Source organism: Polyangium jinanense (assembly GCF_028435265.1).
Taxonomy (GTDB): Bacteria; Myxococcota_A; Polyangia; order Polyangiales; family Polyangiaceae; genus Polyangium; species Polyangium jinanense.
Map to the genome: position 1 here is coordinate 1 of NZ_JAGTJK010000110.1, position 15,263 is coordinate 15,263.

General features: G+C 69.9%; 13 protein-coding genes. 6 read left to right on the forward strand and 7 right to left on the reverse strand.

From position 1 onward, the window contains the following. Positions 1–176: 176 nt before the first annotated feature. The 6 genes from KEG38_RS53670 to KEG38_RS53695 all read right to left on the reverse strand — a co-directional run bounded on the left by KEG38_RS53670 (position 177) and on the right by KEG38_RS53695 (position 7,528). Positions 177–2,243 carry a serine/threonine-protein kinase gene (locus KEG38_RS53670; protein ID WP_272428871.1) on the reverse strand — a complete coding sequence of 689 codons (2,067 nt, stop codon included), beginning with the start codon at positions 2,241–2,243 and terminating at the stop codon, positions 177–179. A 113-nt stretch (positions 2,244–2,356) separates the two neighbouring features. Next, on the reverse strand, positions 2,357–4,579 hold the full coding sequence (locus KEG38_RS53675) for a DUF2169 family type VI secretion system accessory protein (protein WP_272428872.1): 2,223 nt from the start codon (positions 4,577–4,579) through the stop codon (positions 2,357–2,359). 16 nt (positions 4,580–4,595) lie between these two features. Beyond that, positions 4,596–5,651, reverse strand: a complete 1,056-nt coding sequence (locus KEG38_RS53680; protein WP_272428874.1) for an N-acetylmuramidase domain-containing protein — start codon at positions 5,649–5,651, stop codon at positions 4,596–4,598. A gap of 125 nt (positions 5,652–5,776) precedes the next feature. Next, complete coding sequence (locus KEG38_RS53685; RefSeq protein WP_272428876.1) at positions 5,777–6,172, reverse strand: PAAR domain-containing protein; 396 nt, start codon at positions 6,170–6,172, stop codon at positions 5,777–5,779. Positions 6,173–6,176: 4 nt separating this feature from the next. After that, positions 6,177–6,992, reverse strand: a complete 816-nt coding sequence (locus KEG38_RS53690; RefSeq protein WP_272428878.1) for a YceI family protein — start codon at positions 6,990–6,992, stop codon at positions 6,177–6,179. Positions 6,993–7,036: 44 nt separating this feature from the next. Continuing rightward, a complete protein-coding gene (locus KEG38_RS53695; RefSeq protein ID WP_272428879.1) occupies positions 7,037–7,528 on the reverse strand; it encodes a cupin domain-containing protein in 492 nt (163 codons plus the stop codon). Positions 7,529–7,668: 140 nt separating this feature from the next. On the opposite strand from KEG38_RS53695, the gene KEG38_RS53700 reads away from it, so the two are divergent. Genes KEG38_RS53700 through KEG38_RS53710 form a run of 3 tightly spaced genes read left to right on the forward strand, consistent with a single transcriptional unit; the run spans position 7,669 to position 10,387 of the window. Next, positions 7,669–8,451: an SDR family oxidoreductase gene (locus KEG38_RS53700; RefSeq protein WP_272428881.1), complete on the forward strand. Its 783-nt coding sequence runs from the start codon at positions 7,669–7,671 to the stop codon at positions 8,449–8,451. A gap of 13 nt (positions 8,452–8,464) precedes the next feature. Beyond that, entirely contained in the window at positions 8,465–9,235 is a 771-nt protein-coding gene (locus KEG38_RS53705) for an SAM-dependent methyltransferase (protein WP_272428883.1), read from the forward strand. Positions 9,236–9,286: 51 nt separating this feature from the next. Further along, entirely contained in the window at positions 9,287–10,387 is a 1,101-nt protein-coding gene (locus KEG38_RS53710) for a DUF3089 domain-containing protein (RefSeq protein ID WP_272428884.1), read from the forward strand. A 3-nt stretch (positions 10,388–10,390) separates the two neighbouring features. On the opposite strand, the gene KEG38_RS53715 is transcribed toward KEG38_RS53710, so the two are convergent. Next, complete coding sequence (locus KEG38_RS53715) at positions 10,391–11,689, reverse strand: ADP-ribosylglycohydrolase family protein (protein ID WP_272428885.1); 1,299 nt, start codon at positions 11,687–11,689, stop codon at positions 10,391–10,393. Positions 11,690–11,763: 74 nt separating this feature from the next. Between KEG38_RS53715 and KEG38_RS53720 the strand changes: the two genes are divergently transcribed. The 3 genes from KEG38_RS53720 (at position 11,764) to KEG38_RS53730 (ending at position 14,961) form a co-directional block, all read left to right on the forward strand. Continuing rightward, positions 11,764–12,966 (forward strand): hypothetical protein, encoded by a 1,203-nt coding sequence (locus tag KEG38_RS53720; RefSeq protein WP_272428887.1) that lies wholly within the window; start codon positions 11,764–11,766, stop codon positions 12,964–12,966. 845 nt (positions 12,967–13,811) lie between these two features. Continuing rightward, entirely contained in the window at positions 13,812–14,414 is a 603-nt protein-coding gene (locus KEG38_RS53725) for a protoglobin domain-containing protein (protein ID WP_272428889.1), read from the forward strand. Positions 14,415–14,451: 37 nt separating this feature from the next. After that, positions 14,452–14,961, forward strand: coding sequence for a DUF2306 domain-containing protein (locus KEG38_RS53730; protein ID WP_272428891.1), 510 nt, complete (start codon positions 14,452–14,454; stop codon positions 14,959–14,961). Positions 14,962–15,263 lie beyond the last annotated feature (302 nt).

Consider the following 15,263-nt stretch of genomic DNA (forward strand, 5'->3'; position numbering starts at 1 on the left):
GCCAACCAAGACAGCAGCGCTGCCGTATCTCGTAGCGACGTCTTCCCTGTCGACAGCGCGCATCGCGCGCTGTCGCCCCGCGTCCAGGGCTTGCCCTGGTCCGGGTCCAGGGGTGGACAACCCCTGGTCGGGGTCCGGGGTGAAACCCCGGCGCGACGCTGTGAAGAACACCCTCCTCAGAACTGGATGTTCTTCGGGACGGGAGGCGCTTTCTTCTGCGTCTGCGTCGTGCGCACGGGCGTGGGCGTCGTCTTCGCCGTCGCGGTCGTGGTGGGCCGCGCCTGCGGCACGTCCGTCGCGACGGACGTGGACGACGGCGTCGGCGTTGGTGTGGGCGCGGGGAGCGGCGCGGGTTGCGCCTCGGTCTGCGCGGCCGGCACGCCTGGCGGCGTGGCGGGATCCGGGAGGAGCGCGCGCACCAGGAAGAACGCTGCGACGAGTACCACGACCACGCCGACGGCGAACATCACCTTCCGGTTCGAGCCGCCGCGCTGGTTCTTCCACTCTGCGGCGTCGTTTGCGTCGCGTGCGACGCCTGGCAGCGCGAGGGCTGGCGCGGAAGGGGTGACGGGTGGCGGCGCGACGGGCGGCGCGGTCGCGAGGGCGGCGGCGCGCGCGGCGGCGAAACCTGCGACGTCCGCCGGCTGCACCGTGAGCAGGCGGCGCATCTTCGGGGCGAGCCACTCGGACTGGAGAGACAAACCCGAGATGTCCTGCTGGTTTCCGCGCTCGAGGGCCCAGCCTGCGAGCGCGACGCCCATGTCGCGCAGCGACTGCCAGCGTGCCCCGCGCTCCTTGGCCAGGCCTCGCTCGATGATCGCCCAGAGCGCGGCGTCGCCCGTGCCGAAGGCGTGCGTGGGCATCGGCGTGTTCGCCACGATGGCTGCGATGAGCGCGTTGTAGTTCGGCGCGTCGAACGGACGGCGGCCGGTGATCGTCTCGTAGAGCAGGACCGAGTAGGTCCAGACGTCGGTGCGGTGATCGATGTTCGCCTCGCCGCGGGCCTGCTCGGGGGACATGTAGTCGGGGCTTCCGAGGACCTCACCGGCGATCGTGACGTGCCGCTCGACGTCGTTGCGCAGCACGCGCGCGATGCCGAAGTCGAGGAGCTTGGGCACGATCTTCCCCGACTCGTCCGTCGTCAGCATGACGTTGTCGGGCTTGAGATCTCGGTGAACGATGCCCTTCAGATGCGCGGCCGCGAGCGCGGCGGCGACGGGCAGGAGCGTCTGGAGCGCGACGCCTGGATCGAGCCGCTTCTTGCGCGCGAGGATGGCGGAGAGCGACTCGCCCGTGAGCAGCTCCATCACGAGGTAGGGATCCCCGACCTCGGTTTGTCCGAAGTCGAAGACGCGCACGATGCCGGGATGGCCGAGCTTCGCGGCGGCACGCGCCTCCGTCAGCAGGCGCGCGGCGGCCTCTTCGGTGGCGCGATCGCGGCGGATGAGCTTGAGCGCGACGTCGGCGTCGAGGCTCAGGTTTCGCGCGACCCACACGGCGCCCATGCCGCCCTGGCCGAGCACGCGCTGGAGCTGGTACTTGCCGCCGATGAGGTCGCCGGGCGCGTACGCGATGGGCGTGGAGCCGGATCGCTCGGGATCGACGAACGCGCTGTCGCCTTGCGGGCCCAGGCCCGGCGAGGAGCGACGCTGCGGTTCGAGCATGTTCGGCGTGACGGCGGCGAGGCCCGAGGAGGAGCGACGGAGATCGTGACCAGGTGGGACGACCGCGGGCAAACTCGAACCGGAGCGGCGCAACGCATCCGGGCCTTGCGGCGGAGCCCCTGGAAAACTCGGCGACGACGAACGACGGAGCTCGCCGCTCATGCTCGGCGCACCCATGCCCGGCGACGAACTCCGCCCGCTCGCGACGGCCGCGGGCGGCGGCGGAGGCGGAGGCGCGATGAAGGGGAGCCCCGGGGCCGACGTGCGGTTCGGGCGCGGCAGAGACGGGGGGTTCGCGGAAACGGGAGCGGGAGTGGGAGTGGAAGCGCGAGCGGGCGCGGCAGCGGGCGCGGGCGCGGGCGTAGCAGCGGCGGCAGGCGCGGCAGCGGGCGGTGGTTCCGGGACGGGAGGCGCGGAGAATCCGCCTGCGAGCGTCGCGCCGAGCTCGACCTCCCACTCGGGCTCGGGCGCTGCCGCGGCAGGCTCGGCGGGCGCGGGCGCCCCGCTGCTCGAAGCGCGCAGAGGCGCCGGAGCGGCGGGAGCTACCGCCGGGGAGCTGGGCCTGGGAGGTGCGGACATGCGGCCGATCCACGAGCCGACGAACGAGCTCGCGGGGCAAGCGTACACCGGATCGCGTTGCGTGGGCGAGACCTCGACGAACAGAGTGCGTATCGAGCCTCGCGGGCGGGACCTCAGTCGGCTCGCTCGGCTCCGATCGCGTGGCGGATTCGCTCGCCGAGGGCCGGATCCGCGGCCGTCCGCGCGAGCATCTCGCGCTCGATGCGAAGCATGGACGCACGCGGCAAGCCGAGTTCGGCCAGGGTGCGCTCGGCGTGACCGCGCTCGGAGGCGACGACCAGGCGCGCGTACTCGGCCGGGGTGATGGGGCCGCGCTCTTCTTCGAGGCGCGCGACGTAGGCGGCGTCGAAGGCCCGGAGCAGGCGCGTCTTGCCGCGCTCGGACTCGGCGCGGATGGCCTCGGCCCAGTGCCGTTCGAGGTCCGTGTAGCGGGCGAGATCGAGCTCTTCGGCTTCCAGGATCTCGGCGCGTTCGTCACGGCGGCGCGCGATCGATGCGGTGATCTTCGCGCATCGCTCGATGGGGTAGTCGTCGAGCGGGAGCGCGGGCGCGGCCGGGGCTTTCGCGGCCTCCGGCGCAGGCGAGTCCGGCGGCAGCGGCTCGGGCGGCGGAGGGAGCGGCGGGGCCACGCGCGCGGCCATCTCCGCGGTCGCCAGCGGGCCGATCATCGCGGGCGCGTCGACGGTCTCCGGTTCGGGTTCGTCCAGGTCGACCGGCGGAGGGACGGGCGCGGGCGGCACCGGCGCAGGCGCGACGAGCGGAGGCGTTCCCAGCGGCGCGATGCCAAGGCGCGGCACGATCGGCGGCGGCGTGGGCGGCGCGGGAGGCACGACAGGCGGCGCGGGCGGGAGCGGTGGCGCGACGAACGGCAGATCGTGCCGCGAGGGAGGCCGTACCTGCGCGGGCGCGGGGGGCGTGGGGGGCAGAGGAAGGCCCACCTCGTGGGCCGACCGGAGCCCCCCACCATGGGGAGACGGCGGAACCGGGGGAGGCGCGAGCGGCGAGAAGAACGGCAGATCCCGCGCCTGGAAAGGCACGGGCGCGGGAGGCGGCGGCGCGAACGGCAGCGGCGACGGGGCGGCCGGGGGCGCGGGTGGCGCTTGCGTGCGCGGACGCGCGAACGGCAGCGGATCGGCAGCCGGCGTATCCAGACCGACGAACGTCACCTCGTCATCGAAATCCGGATCCATCGGGAACACGCCTGACTCGCGCGGCGGCGGCGCGTGCACCGCGTTCGTCGTGAAGGGCATGATCGGGTGCGGCCGCGAGGGCACGGACGCCGCGCTCGTGACCGAACCATCGGGATCGTCGGGCGCGATTGCGATGTCGTGGAGCCCCTGGAACACGAGCGCCGCGCGCGTGCTCGCCCAGCCCGGACCCACCATCGTGACCATCACGCGCCCGGCCTCGGCCGGATGCACGAGCGCCGCGCGCCCGCGCCAGACCAGCGTGCAGATGCCGCGCGTCGTGTCGAACCACAACGTGTCGGCCGTCAGCGTGATCTCCTCGCGGAGGCCAGGCGCTCGCTCCATCACGACCTCGGGCCGCAACCCCGGCAGGTTCGTCACGAGCCGCGCGTGCTCGTGGTGCAGACCTTCGAGCACGATGCGTTCGTCCGGGCGGATCTCCGGGATCTCTTGATCGTGCGGGGCGACGTTGAAGAACAGCGGATCGAGCCCCTCGGGCAGCGGCGCCTCGTGCCAGCGCGCGAGGGAAAACCGCCCGGCGAGGTGGCCGAGGCGCGCCTCGCGGGAAGGCCATGACGCCGCGATCGGGCCGTATCCGATGGGCTCCACGAGATCCGAAGGCCCCGTCACGTGCCGCCCCGGCGGCTGCAGGTTCGGCAGCTTGATCGCGCCGAACGTGTCTCTCTGATCGTGCCGCATGCCCACCGGGTTCGTCGTCCCGGGCCCGCCCGCGGCGCGCTCGTAGCGCAGGCGAACACGTGTCACGCGCGGGCCTTCGCGCAGCTCTCCCGACGGCGTCACGTGCCGATCGGCGAAGACCTCGATCGCCTTGTCGAGCTCGCCCACGCAGAGACGCGTGAGGATCGATCGCACGGGTACGTCGTTCGGCGCGAACGCGTGGCCCACGAGCACCACGTCGGCGCCGCGCTTGTGGGGAACGAGATCGCAGGGCGAATAGACGCTCAGTCGCGGATCGTCGTCCCAGAAATTGTCCTCCTCGTTCACGTCCTCCTGGGACTCGTGGAGGACCGATGTGCCCGGGGTGAGGAGGTACGTCGCTTTGCAGACGACGAGCAACGCGTGCCTGCGATCGGCCGTGACGAACGGCCGCGCGGCGACCCGGAGCGGGCAATACGAGACGATATCCATGTGAGGAAGTGGCGCTCTAGCCGCGGCTGTAGCGCGCGTAGGCGTTCGCCATCTTCGTGTGGTAGTTGTTCGACGCGTAGTCCTCGCCGTTGTAGCCGCGCGCGAACGAAGCCCAGTTCTTGCTGCGGATGTACCGCACGAGGTTGTTGCCGCGGCAGAAGCCGAGGAAGGCGCGCATGTGCTGCGCCTCGGACTCGTACATGTCGTAGACGAACTGCCGGACGCTCTTCCAGCCGACGAGCTCGTGGTTGAAGCCCATCACCTGGAACATGCCCCAGGAGGCGCTCTTCACCGCCGCATCCGGATCGAGCGCGAAGGCCTCGCGGATCACGGCCCACTGATCCTTCTTGTAGCTCGCGCGCCGGAGCGGGCTCTTGTACGGCGCCGAGAGGTGCGGGTGGCTGCGATCGTAGCGGCCTCCCGTGAGCCGCTTGAAGTGGTGGATCTCGAAGAGGATCTTCGGGCGCTTCTGATCGTCGAAGCCAGTTCGTCCGCCCGACTCGACCTCGGCCACGGCGCGCACCGCGGCTGCCTCGCACTGAAGCTCGCGCGCGGCCGCGTCGAAGTCGCCGGCGGCGAGCCTGCGCGCGGGTCCGCGCACGGGCAGCTCCCACGGACCCGTCGCGGGCGGCGTGCCGAGCGACGAATTCCCACCTTCCGCCGGGGTTTGCGGCTGCTGTTGCTGCGGCTGCTGCGGCTGCTGCGGCTTCGGCTGCGGCTGCGGCGTTCCGCCTCCGTTCGATTGCCCCGGCAGCTTGATCTCTTGGCCCGGCGAGATCTGGTTCGGGTTCTTGATCTGCGGGTTGGCCCGCATGATCTCGTCGACCGTCGTGCCGTTCCGGTTCGCGATCGCGCCCAGCGTGTCGCCCGAGCGCACGGTGTACGTGCTCGGCGACGCGGGGGAGGGGATGGCGCCACCGCCTCCATTGCCCGGGAGCGTGATCTTCTGGCCCACCGAGATCGCGTTCGGATTCTTGATCTGCGGGTTTTGCGCCATGATCGCCTGCACCGTCGTGTTGTTACGGCTGGCGATCGCACCGAGCGTATCCCCCGATTTGACGACGTAGCTCATCGCGACCCTGTTCGTCCGCCGAGGGAGCGCGCTCTCGCACGCACGAGAGGAAAGCCTTCGCTCGGACGCACAAGACGGATATCACAGCCCCGCGCGCGAACCAACGCCCGCGCGCGCGCGTCGCGCTAGTCCCCGATCAGCACCGTGCCGCCGCCGACCACCATGCCATTCGGCGCATCGGCGGGATCGTTACACGTCGTCGCCGGGTCCCCCACGCGGGCGGCGGGGCGGTCCTCGATGAAGACCGAGCCGCTGCCCTGCTCCACGGCCCCCTCGTTCGAAGGTGTCTTCTGGAAAGGGCCGGCCGCGGGCACGTGGGGAGGCGCGTTCGAGGCCCCCGAGCCCACCATCGCGGCCGGCTGATCCTCGAGGAAGACGCTCGACGCGAGGTCCTTGTCGAGCGTTCCCCCGAACGGCATCGGTGTCGGCGTCGGCACGGGCCCGCCGGGCGAGGGCACGAGCAGGACGTGCGTATCCACACCCACGATGCGATCCCCCCGCTTCGCTCCCGGCGCGCCCATCACGTCACTTCGGCTTCGCCTGGAGCTCGAACGACACCATCGCGTCCTTCGAGACCTTCTTGCCGAGCGTCGCCAGCTCGTCGGCGGTCTTCTGCAGGATCGCGCCGAGCGTGTCGCGCGGGCGCACGTCGTGCTCCTCGAGGTTCACGGCGATCGGCTTCGTCGACTTCACGCGGACGGCTGCCACCTTGTCGCCCTCCATCACGAACGTGACCTCGAGCGCCGCCTTCTTCTGCACCGTGCGCTCGTGCAGCCGGAAATCGCCCGTCACGTCGAGCGACACCTTGCGCTCGGGGCCCGTGAGGGCCGCGATGCCCTTCGGCCCTGCCGTCTCGATCTTCGAGATCTTGAACTCGATGTAGCGGTGCTTCGTCCGATCCGCCTCGGGGACGTCCTTGCCGATGCCGAGCCAGTTGCGCGCGTGCTCGTTCTGCAGATCGCTCTTCGTGCGCTCGCCGAACTCCGCCTTCTCGTCGGCGCGCTTCTGCTGGTAGATCACGAGTTTTTCGAGGTCGATCTTCACGAGCCCCGTCGATCGCGTCACGTCCTCCGGATCGACGAAGAGTTCCCCGGAGAGCGAGCCGTCCGCCTCGCCGAAGATCTTCTCGATGGGCGCATCCATCGTGAAGTTCACCTTCGTACCTTGTGCTTCGACCGCGTACGGTTTGCCCGCGTCGGTCTGCGGCTTCGCGGGGGCGAGCGATGAGGAGACGGGAGCGGCGTTCGGGTTCGGCTCGTCCTTCGCGCAGCCGGCCGCGGTGAGCGCGACGAGCGCGAGGACAGGAAGACAGCGGTGAAGGAGGAGGCGTGCGCGTGGCATCTGGCCAGCGTACTACGCGGGCGCGTCGGCGTGGGGAGGGGCGTTCACGCGGGGTCTTTCATGCCCTTCTCGGGCAGCTCCTCGCGGAGCGCAACGCCGCCGAGATTCTGGAGGATCGGCGCGTTCTCGCAGGCGAGGTAGCGGGCGATACCCGTCGCGCTCGTGTTGACGTGGTTGTGCCAGGCCCAGACCGGGATGTAGACGGCGTCGCCCGCCTTCCACTCGATCTTCTGGTCGTGGACGACCGAGTAGCCTTCGCCTTCGAGGACGTAGAGGATCGTCTCGTAGGTGTGGCGGTGCCGGTTCGAGGACTGCCCCGGGTCGAGGTGGCCGATCGTCATGCTGATGCACTTCGAGGGCAGATCGACGAAGAAGACCGGGTGCTTGCGCTCCTTGGAATACTCGTCGCGTTGCCCGTCGCCCTCGACCTGACGGTGGATCAGCTTGTCCGGCATGACGACGCGCGGGCGCGGCGGCGTCTTGTCGAAGTCGGCGGATTGATAGACCTTGTCCTTGCTTTCGGGCTTCGTCGTCATGGTGCCTCCGAGGCGAAAGGCGTGAGCGCGCCGATTGTCGGCGGAGGATACGAGGAGCGCAAGCCGCATCGGGCAGATGCGGCGACGTGCTTCCTGCTTGACACACGTGGGCGCGGCACAGCCGTGCGGAGGAGATTTCGATGAAGGGTTTGGCCGGCAAGGTTGCGATCCTCTCGGGGGGCGCGACGCTCATCGGCGAGGCGTGCGCGAAGGCGCTCGTGTCGTACGGCGCGCGCGTGGTGATCGCCGACATCGACGAGGAAGGCGGCGCCGCGGCGGTCGCGCGGATCGGCGAGGCGGCATCCTTCGTCCGGACCGACGTCACGCGTGACGAGGACATCGCGGCGCTCGTGAGCGGCGTCGCGTCACGTTACGAAAGGCTAGATTTCCTGGTCAACCTGGCGTGCACGTACCTCGATCACGGGGCCGCGACGAGCCGGGCCGACTGGCTGCGCGCGTTCGACGTGAACCTCGTCGGCTCGGTCATGCTGCTCGAGGCGGCGCGGCCGTACCTCGCCCGGACGAAGGGCGCGATCGTGAACTTCAGCTCGCTTTCGGGGAGCGTCGCCCAGACCGGGCGATGGGTGTATCCCGCCACGAAGGCCGCGATCCTGCAGCTCACGCGCAGCCAGGCGATGGACCTCGCGCCCGACGGCATCCGCGTGAACTCGATCTCGCCCGCGTGGACGTGGAGCAACCCGATGAAGCAGATGACGAACGACGACCGCGCCAAGATCGAGGCCGTGGCGAAGCATTTTCACCTGCTCGGGCGCATCGCGGATCCGAGCGAGGTCGCCGAGGCGGTGGCGTTCCTGCTCTCCGACGCGGCGAGCTTCATGACGGGCACGGATCTGCGGGTCGACGGCGGGTATTCGGCGATGGGCCCGGAGCGCGCGCAGCCGGTAGACCTCGACCAAGGGTAAAGAAGCCGAAGCCATGACCGCCCCCGATCGACTCAAGTTCACGACGATCGCCCACGCGACGCACCGCTACCTCTCCCCGCTCTCGCCCGAGAAGGCCGCGTGGCTGATCGACGGGCTCGCGCTCCGCGAAGGCGCCGAGGTGCTCGACATCGGCTGCGGTCGTGCGGGGTTTTTGCTCGATCTCGTGGAGCGTTCTGCCGTGTCGGGGCTCGGCGTCGATCTCAACACGACGTTCATCACCTCGGCACGGGCGGAGGCTGCGCGGCGCGGCGTCGAGGCGCGCGTGCGTTTCGTGGATCAGCCGCTCGCCAAGGCGGTGGGCGATGCGGCGCGCTTCGACGCGATCGTCTGCATGGGTTCGAGCCAGGCGATCGGCACGTTCGCCGAGGCGTTGCGCTGGGCCCATGCGCACCTCGTCCCGGGCGGCGTGGCTTTGTTCGCCGACGGGTTCTGGCGCCGCCGGCCGGATCCCGGCTACCTCGAAGCGCTCGGCGGGGCGACCGAGGACGAGATGACTACGCACGCCGGCAACACGCGCGTCGCCCGCGAGGCCGGCTTCCGCGTGCTCGCGACCGCGTGTGCGAGCGACGACGAGTGGGACGCATACGAGGGCCGCTACTGCGCCGCGATCGAGCGGTACGTCGACGCGAACCCGGCCGACCCGGATGCGCCCGCGATGGCCGCCCGCATCCGCGCCTGGCACGACGCGTACGTGACCTGGGGCCGCGACACGCTGGGGTTCGGTTTCTACACGCTGCTGAAGCCCGCCTCGCGCGAGCCGTAGATCGAGGGAATAGGCAGAGGGTTCTCCTGTTCCCCGCGCCGGAGGGTGCACATGCGCTGGCGAAGGGTCCTCTTGATCGTGGCGCTCCTCTGCGCCGTTTCCCTCGTCATCTCGTTTCTCACCCTCGACCGGTGGCTCTACGTCGCCCTCGACCCTGGCCCGTTCGAGCCGAGCGCCGCGCCTGCCGCGCCGAACTACGCCGAGCCCTCCGCCTGGGCCGCGCTCCCCACCCTCGACGACGACGCCGACGTCTCCTTGCCCGAGCTCCCGGCCCTCGGGCCCGGCGTCGCCAAGGCCGACGTCTTTTATGTCCATCCGACGACGATCGTGGGGACCCAGTGGAACATGCCGATCGACGACCCCGCGGTCGTGAAAGCGACGGCCCGCGGCGCGACGCTCATCCAGGCGAGCGCGTTCAACGCTTGCTGCGCCGTGTACGCGCCGCGGTACCGTCAGGCCAGCGGCAAGGCCTTCGTGCATCCGAGCCCGGACGGCGATCGCGCCATCGATCTCGCGTATGGCGACGTCGCCGCCGCCTTCGCCTCGTTCCTCGAACGGCGCGGCGAAGGGCGCCCGTTCATCCTCGCGTCGCACAGCCAGGGCACCGTGCTCGCTGCGCGCCTGCTCCGGGAAAAGATCTGGGGCAAACCCATCGGAAAACACCTCGTCGTGGCGTACCTGATCGGGGGCCCGATCAGCCGGCAGACGATCGGCGAGGACATCCCGGTCTGCGCGTCCGAGGAGCAAGGGGGCTGCGTCGTCGGCTGGAACGCGCGTGGTCCCCACTACGAGCGCAACGATCTCGAGTTCAAGGATGCCCCCTCAGCCACGCGCATCTGCGTCAATCCACTCACCTGGAAGACCGACGGGGCGGCCGCGCCGGCGTCGCAAAACCAGGGCGCGGTTTTCTTCGACGCGGAGCCGCCCGCGGTCCTGCCGGCGTTCGCCGACGCCGCCTGCCGGGAGGACGGGAACATGTGGATCAGCCAACTGGACCGCATGCCCGCGCGCGACTTCGCGAGCGGGCTCCTGCTCTGGACGATGGGCCCCGAGAACTACCATCCCATCGAGTATCAGCTCTACTACGTGAACCTCCGGAAAAACGCCGTCCGGCGCGTCGAGGCGTTCCAGGCGGCGCACGCCTCGCCCTGAGCGTCAGGGAATCTTCCATCCGGTCGGCGTCACCTCGCCGCCTCCTTCCTTCACGGCCAGATCCACCAGAGCGACCATCCGCCGCGCGATGTCCGTGAAGGTATCCTCGGCGTCGGGATCGTCGGGCAGGCGGTCGGGCAGGGTGGGGCGGGTGCGGTGGATGCGGTAACGGTCGGAGAAACGTTCGTCCGGGAACGCGGCGCGGAGCTCGGGTAGACCTCCGAGCAGCGCGACGAGGGCGCCCATGGTCGCCGTGCCGTTGTCGGAATCCCATCCGGATAGGGTGCCGATCTGCACGGTGCGCGCGAAGTTCCCCTCGCCGAACAGGAGCGCGAGCAGGCCCGTGGCCAGGTTGATCGCGGACTCCGTGAAGCCCCGATACACGAAGCCATGCAGCAACGCCTCGTCCTGGTAACGCCGCGCAATGGCGTCGCGCGTGCTCTCCCAATCGCCCTTGTCGTTCGCCGCGAGGTACGCGGAGAGCACGAAATCGATGACATCGGCGGCCTTCGAGGTGTCCGGGATGTACCGCCGGGCCTCGCGGACGATCCGGACGATCTCCTCGCGCCGCGGCTTGTCCGGATCGACGGTGGCGGCGAGGGAAAACAAGAGGACGTGGAATTGCGCCGCATGCGCCGCGTGATCGCGGGCGGTGGTGCGGATGGGCAGATCCGCGATTCGCAGGGCGAGCTCGGGCATGCCGGGCGCGAGGGCGCCAAACAGCTCGGTCGTGAGCTGCGCGTCGATCTGCAAGGCGTCGGGGTTCCGTGACGGATCGCTCGTTTCCGGCGGGACGAGGCCGCGCTCCATGAGAGCCCGCGCTCTCCGGTTCGACACCCAGATGAAATCGTTCACGTGCGCGCGCCAGCCGTCGCGGATCTGCCTGGGCGAGAGGTGGATGCTGCGCGCCTTGGTCATGAGGTGCAGGTAGACGTATTCGATGTCGGTGTCGTCGTCGGCCTGCCAGGGATCGAGGACGACGAAATCGATCCGCGCCCCGTCCCGGCCGAGAGGTTTTCCCCAGTCGTCGTCGGTGAAAAACGGGTGCGTGATGCGGACGCCTTCGGTCCGGAGCCCCGTCCAGTTCGCGAGGCATTCGCCGATCCACATCGCCCGCAGACGCTCGGCATACGCGGTGCGATCGAGGTGGATCGACGTCACGTCCGCCGCCGCCAGGGATTCCCGGCGGTCCGCGGGATCGGGCCCCGCGCGGCCTGGGTCGCGGCTGCCGCAGCCCGCGAGGCCGGCGATTGTCGAGAGGACGAGGAACGCGCCGACGCGATGTGTGGGTGGGAAGTGCACCCTGTCGGCTCATTGCAAGCGAGGTACCCAGTCGAGGCTGGTCCTTCGGTCCAGGTCTTGTGTAAAGTCACGTCATGACGCCCCCCGTGGCCCTTTCCTTTCGACGCCCCCTTGCCGCTTTCCTCGCGGCATTCCTTCTTTCCGCCATCGGCTGCGACAGCGCGCGCGCGCCTTCCGCGTCGACGTCTTCTTCCACGAGCCCCTCGGCGGCCGCGCCGGCTTCGTCTGCGCAGGCGGAAAAACCCCGCGCCGTGGAGCTCCCGGAGGGCGTTTGTCGCATCGCCGCCAAGGGGTTCCGCGGTGAGGGCCTCACCCTCCGGTTCACGCCAGGCGGCCGCGCATTCGCGATCGTCGGGCAGAAACGCGCCGGCGGCATGGCCGGCCTCTTCGGCTCGGCGGGCGACGGACGCTCGGGGGAGGTCGTGCTCCTCGACGGGCCTGCCAAAAGCTTCGGCGTGCGCATCGAGAACCCGCTCCTCGTGCTGCGTGGTTTCACCGACGTCGCGGACCTCGACCTCCACCCGGCCCGCGCGAGCGTCATCGCCGGCTTTCTCGTCCCCACGCGATTGCGCGTCGTGAGCGCCTCGTCGGCCGGCGTCGAGGTCGCGCCCGAGATCGACAAGAAGGTCGAGCTCGTCGGGAGCCTGCCCGCGCAGCGCGCGACCTGCGCGGAGCTCTCCCTCGACCCCGCCGCGGCCGACGTCGACGCCGCGCTGCCTGCCGCCACGAAGAAGGACACGTACATGCTCCTCCGGGAAGGCGATCCCATCGACCTCGCCGTCGAGCCCGCAGGGACGGCCGTCGCGCGCCTCCGCCCGTCGAGCTCGTCGAGCTCCGTCCGCGTGCTCGACACGAAAGGCAAATCGACCCGCATCGCGTGGTCGCTCGACGGAGGGACCGTCTTCGGCTGGATCTCCTCCTCCGCCCTCGAGAAGCCGCCCGAAGGTCGCCGGCCGGGCGCCGAGGGCCGCATGCGCGCGCTGCCTCCGGAGGAAAAGCCTGTGGAATCGCTCGTCTGCAGCCAGGATGTGCCCCTCGTCGCGGAGGTCGCGGGCGAGCGCGTCGCCGTAGGCCACGTGCGCGCCGGCACGGTCCTCGGCGTGATGGAGCGCGCCGCCCCCTTCGCGCGGATCGCCGCCCCGCGCGGCCCCGACCACGGCTTCGGAGCTCCCCCGCCGGAGACCACCGCCGCCGAGGGCGCGAGCTTCCGGGTCCCCGCCTCCGCGCTCGACGGCTGCAAACCCCGGCCGTCCCGCGCCCCGACGACCCTTCCGTGAGCAAGCGGCTCGGAAGGCGAGCACGGCACGACGGGTCAGTGGCAGCGAAAATCCGCCTCGCCACGCGAAGCGCATGCATTCTCGCAACTGATCCTGGCGCAACCGCATCGGCGCAGGCATCCCCGGCCTTCCTCTCCGTCCGCACATCCGGCGGAACATTGCGCGCTTTTCTTCGAGCATTCACTTTCGCACGCGTTCACACCCTCTTCGGTGAGGATTGGCGCGGACGGGGGTGGCGCGGGCTCGGGCGGGTCGTCGGGCGCGGGCGCCTGCGCGTCATGGGCGGCCGCGTCGGCCGTTTTCGTCGGGCGCGGAGCGTCGGGGAGGGGGGCATTCGTCACAGGAGGCGTCCCGCAAGCGGCCACGACGACGAGTGTGACGGCGACGCGCCATCGACAACGGCAGGTCATACCGCAGCCTACCATTCTTCGGTCGTCGGGGGACCGCGGACGTTCGGGAGTCCTCGGAGCGGGACCATTGTCGCACGTGTCCCCGCGCAAGCCCGGGATCGCCGACATGGTTCATATCCAACTTTTACTTCGTTCTTCTCGCCGAGCCCCCGGGGGGCGTCGGGGGGATGACGCTACACCCGACCTTGGTCGGGTTTTCTCCATCGGCGATACCGTTCATATAGGATGCCGATGAAACAAGAGCAGTTCGAGGGGAAAGATGGCGTAGAGCTGTTCTTGCCCACCTCCTCACGCTCGATGACGGTTTTTCGCGCGCCCCTCACTTCGTCGCGCAGATGAAGGCCGACCCGGGTCCGCGCCGACGAGCGGCTGAAGCGGGACTTCCCGCGGATCCATCTCGGCGCGTATCCCCTGATCACCCACCGGAAAGAGCAGATGACGCAAACGACACGACCCTCGATCCCCGGCTACACCCTCGGCACGCCGGAGGTCGCCACATCACCCATCACCGACGCCGAATTTGCGCTGCTCAAGCAGACCGTCCTGCTCGGCGATGACGACGTCCGCTACCTGCGCATGGCAGGAGAGGTGCTCAGCGACCAGATCGAGGCCATCCTCGATGTCTGGTATGGCTTCGTCGGCTCGAACGCCCATCTCGTGCACTACTTCAGCGGCGCCGACGGTAAACCCGACGCGCGCTATCTGGGCGCCGTGCGCCAGCGCTTCGCCCAGTGGATTCGCGACACGTGCGCGGCGAACTACGACCGCGCGTGGCTCGATTATCAGCACGAGATCGGTCTGCGTCACACGAGCGCGAAGAAGAACCGGACCGACGGCCTCGTATCGCCGGCGCCGCACATTCATCTCCGCTACCTGATCGCCTTCATCGTCCCGATCACGGCGACGATCAAGCCCTTCCTGTCCAAGAAGGGTCATTCGGCCGCGGACGTCGACGGCATGTACACCGCGTGGTTCAAGGCCGTGACGCTGCAGATCACGCTGTGGAGCGAGCCCTACGTGGCGCCCTCGGCGTTCTGACGGTGCGTCTGGCCCGCACACGAACAACGAGGAAACCATGCTCGGTTTGTCAACGCTCGGCATCGTTCATACGGCGATCAGCCTGGTCGCCCTGGGCGCCGCCATCATCGCATTGGTTCGGTACAAGGAGATTTCGCCCCGAACCCTGAGCGGGAAGACGTACGTGATCACGACGATCCTCACCTGCCTCACCGGCTTCGGGATCTTTCGCAATGGCACGTTCGGCCCGCCCCACATTCTGGGCGTCATCACGCTGGTGGTGCTGGCCGTCGCCTGGGCGGCGAAGGCGACCAAGATGTTCGGACGGGCGTCGCCCTACGTCGAGACCGTCGCCTACTCCGCGACGGTCTTCTTCCATCTGGTCCCGGCATTCACGGAGACCCTGACCCGGCTGCCAGTCGGCGCGCCGGTGGCCTCAGGGCCGAACGATCCCATTCTGCAGGGCCCGATCGGAGTCAGCTTCGTCGCGTTTCTCGTCGGTGCCACGCTGCAAGTGCTGCGGCTGCGCGCCGCTGCCGCTGCCACGCGGCGCGTGCTGCCCGCCTGAGAGGGTGTTCCACAGGGATGCGCGGGGCTTTGCCCCGCACCCCAGAAGGGGGCTGTCCGCCCCCTTCACCCCGGACCAGCGCAAGCGCTGGACTCGGGGTCGATGAACTGCGCGATGCGCAGTTCATCGAACAGGCCGTGGCAAGACCCGCGACGACCTTGCCAGTTGAGACAGCAGCACTGCCCTGCCTGGTGGCAACGTCTTCCCTGTCGACAGCGCGCATCGCGCGCTGTCGCCCCGCGTCCAGGGCTTGCCCAGGCCCCGGGTCCAGGGGTGGACAACCCCAGGTCGGGGTCCGGGGT

Coding starts and splice junctions, on each gene's coding strand:
- KEG38_RS53670 (WP_272428871.1), bottom strand. CDS start 2,243: ATGTCCGCACCTCCCAGGCCCAGCTCCCCGGCGGTAGCTCCCGCCGCT.
- KEG38_RS53675 (WP_272428872.1), bottom strand. CDS start 4,579: ATGGATATCGTCTCGTATTGCCCGCTCCGGGTCGCCGCGCGGCCGTTC.
- KEG38_RS53680 (WP_272428874.1), bottom strand. CDS start 5,651: ATGAGCTACGTCGTCAAATCGGGGGATACGCTCGGTGCGATCGCCAGC.
- KEG38_RS53685 (WP_272428876.1), bottom strand. CDS start 6,172: ATGGGCGCGCCGGGAGCGAAGCGGGGGGATCGCATCGTGGGTGTGGAT.
- KEG38_RS53690 (WP_272428878.1), bottom strand. CDS start 6,992: ATGCCACGCGCACGCCTCCTCCTTCACCGCTGTCTTCCTGTCCTCGCG.
- KEG38_RS53695 (WP_272428879.1), bottom strand. CDS start 7,528: ATGACGACGAAGCCCGAAAGCAAGGACAAGGTCTATCAATCCGCCGAC.
- KEG38_RS53700 (WP_272428881.1), top strand. CDS start 7,669: ATGAAGGGTTTGGCCGGCAAGGTTGCGATCCTCTCGGGGGGCGCGACG.
- KEG38_RS53705 (WP_272428883.1), top strand. CDS start 8,465: ATGACCGCCCCCGATCGACTCAAGTTCACGACGATCGCCCACGCGACG.
- KEG38_RS53710 (WP_272428884.1), top strand. CDS start 9,287: ATGCGCTGGCGAAGGGTCCTCTTGATCGTGGCGCTCCTCTGCGCCGTT.
- KEG38_RS53720 (WP_272428887.1), top strand. CDS start 11,764: ATGACGCCCCCCGTGGCCCTTTCCTTTCGACGCCCCCTTGCCGCTTTC.
- KEG38_RS53725 (WP_272428889.1), top strand. CDS start 13,812: ATGACGCAAACGACACGACCCTCGATCCCCGGCTACACCCTCGGCACG.
- KEG38_RS53730 (WP_272428891.1), top strand. CDS start 14,452: ATGCTCGGTTTGTCAACGCTCGGCATCGTTCATACGGCGATCAGCCTG.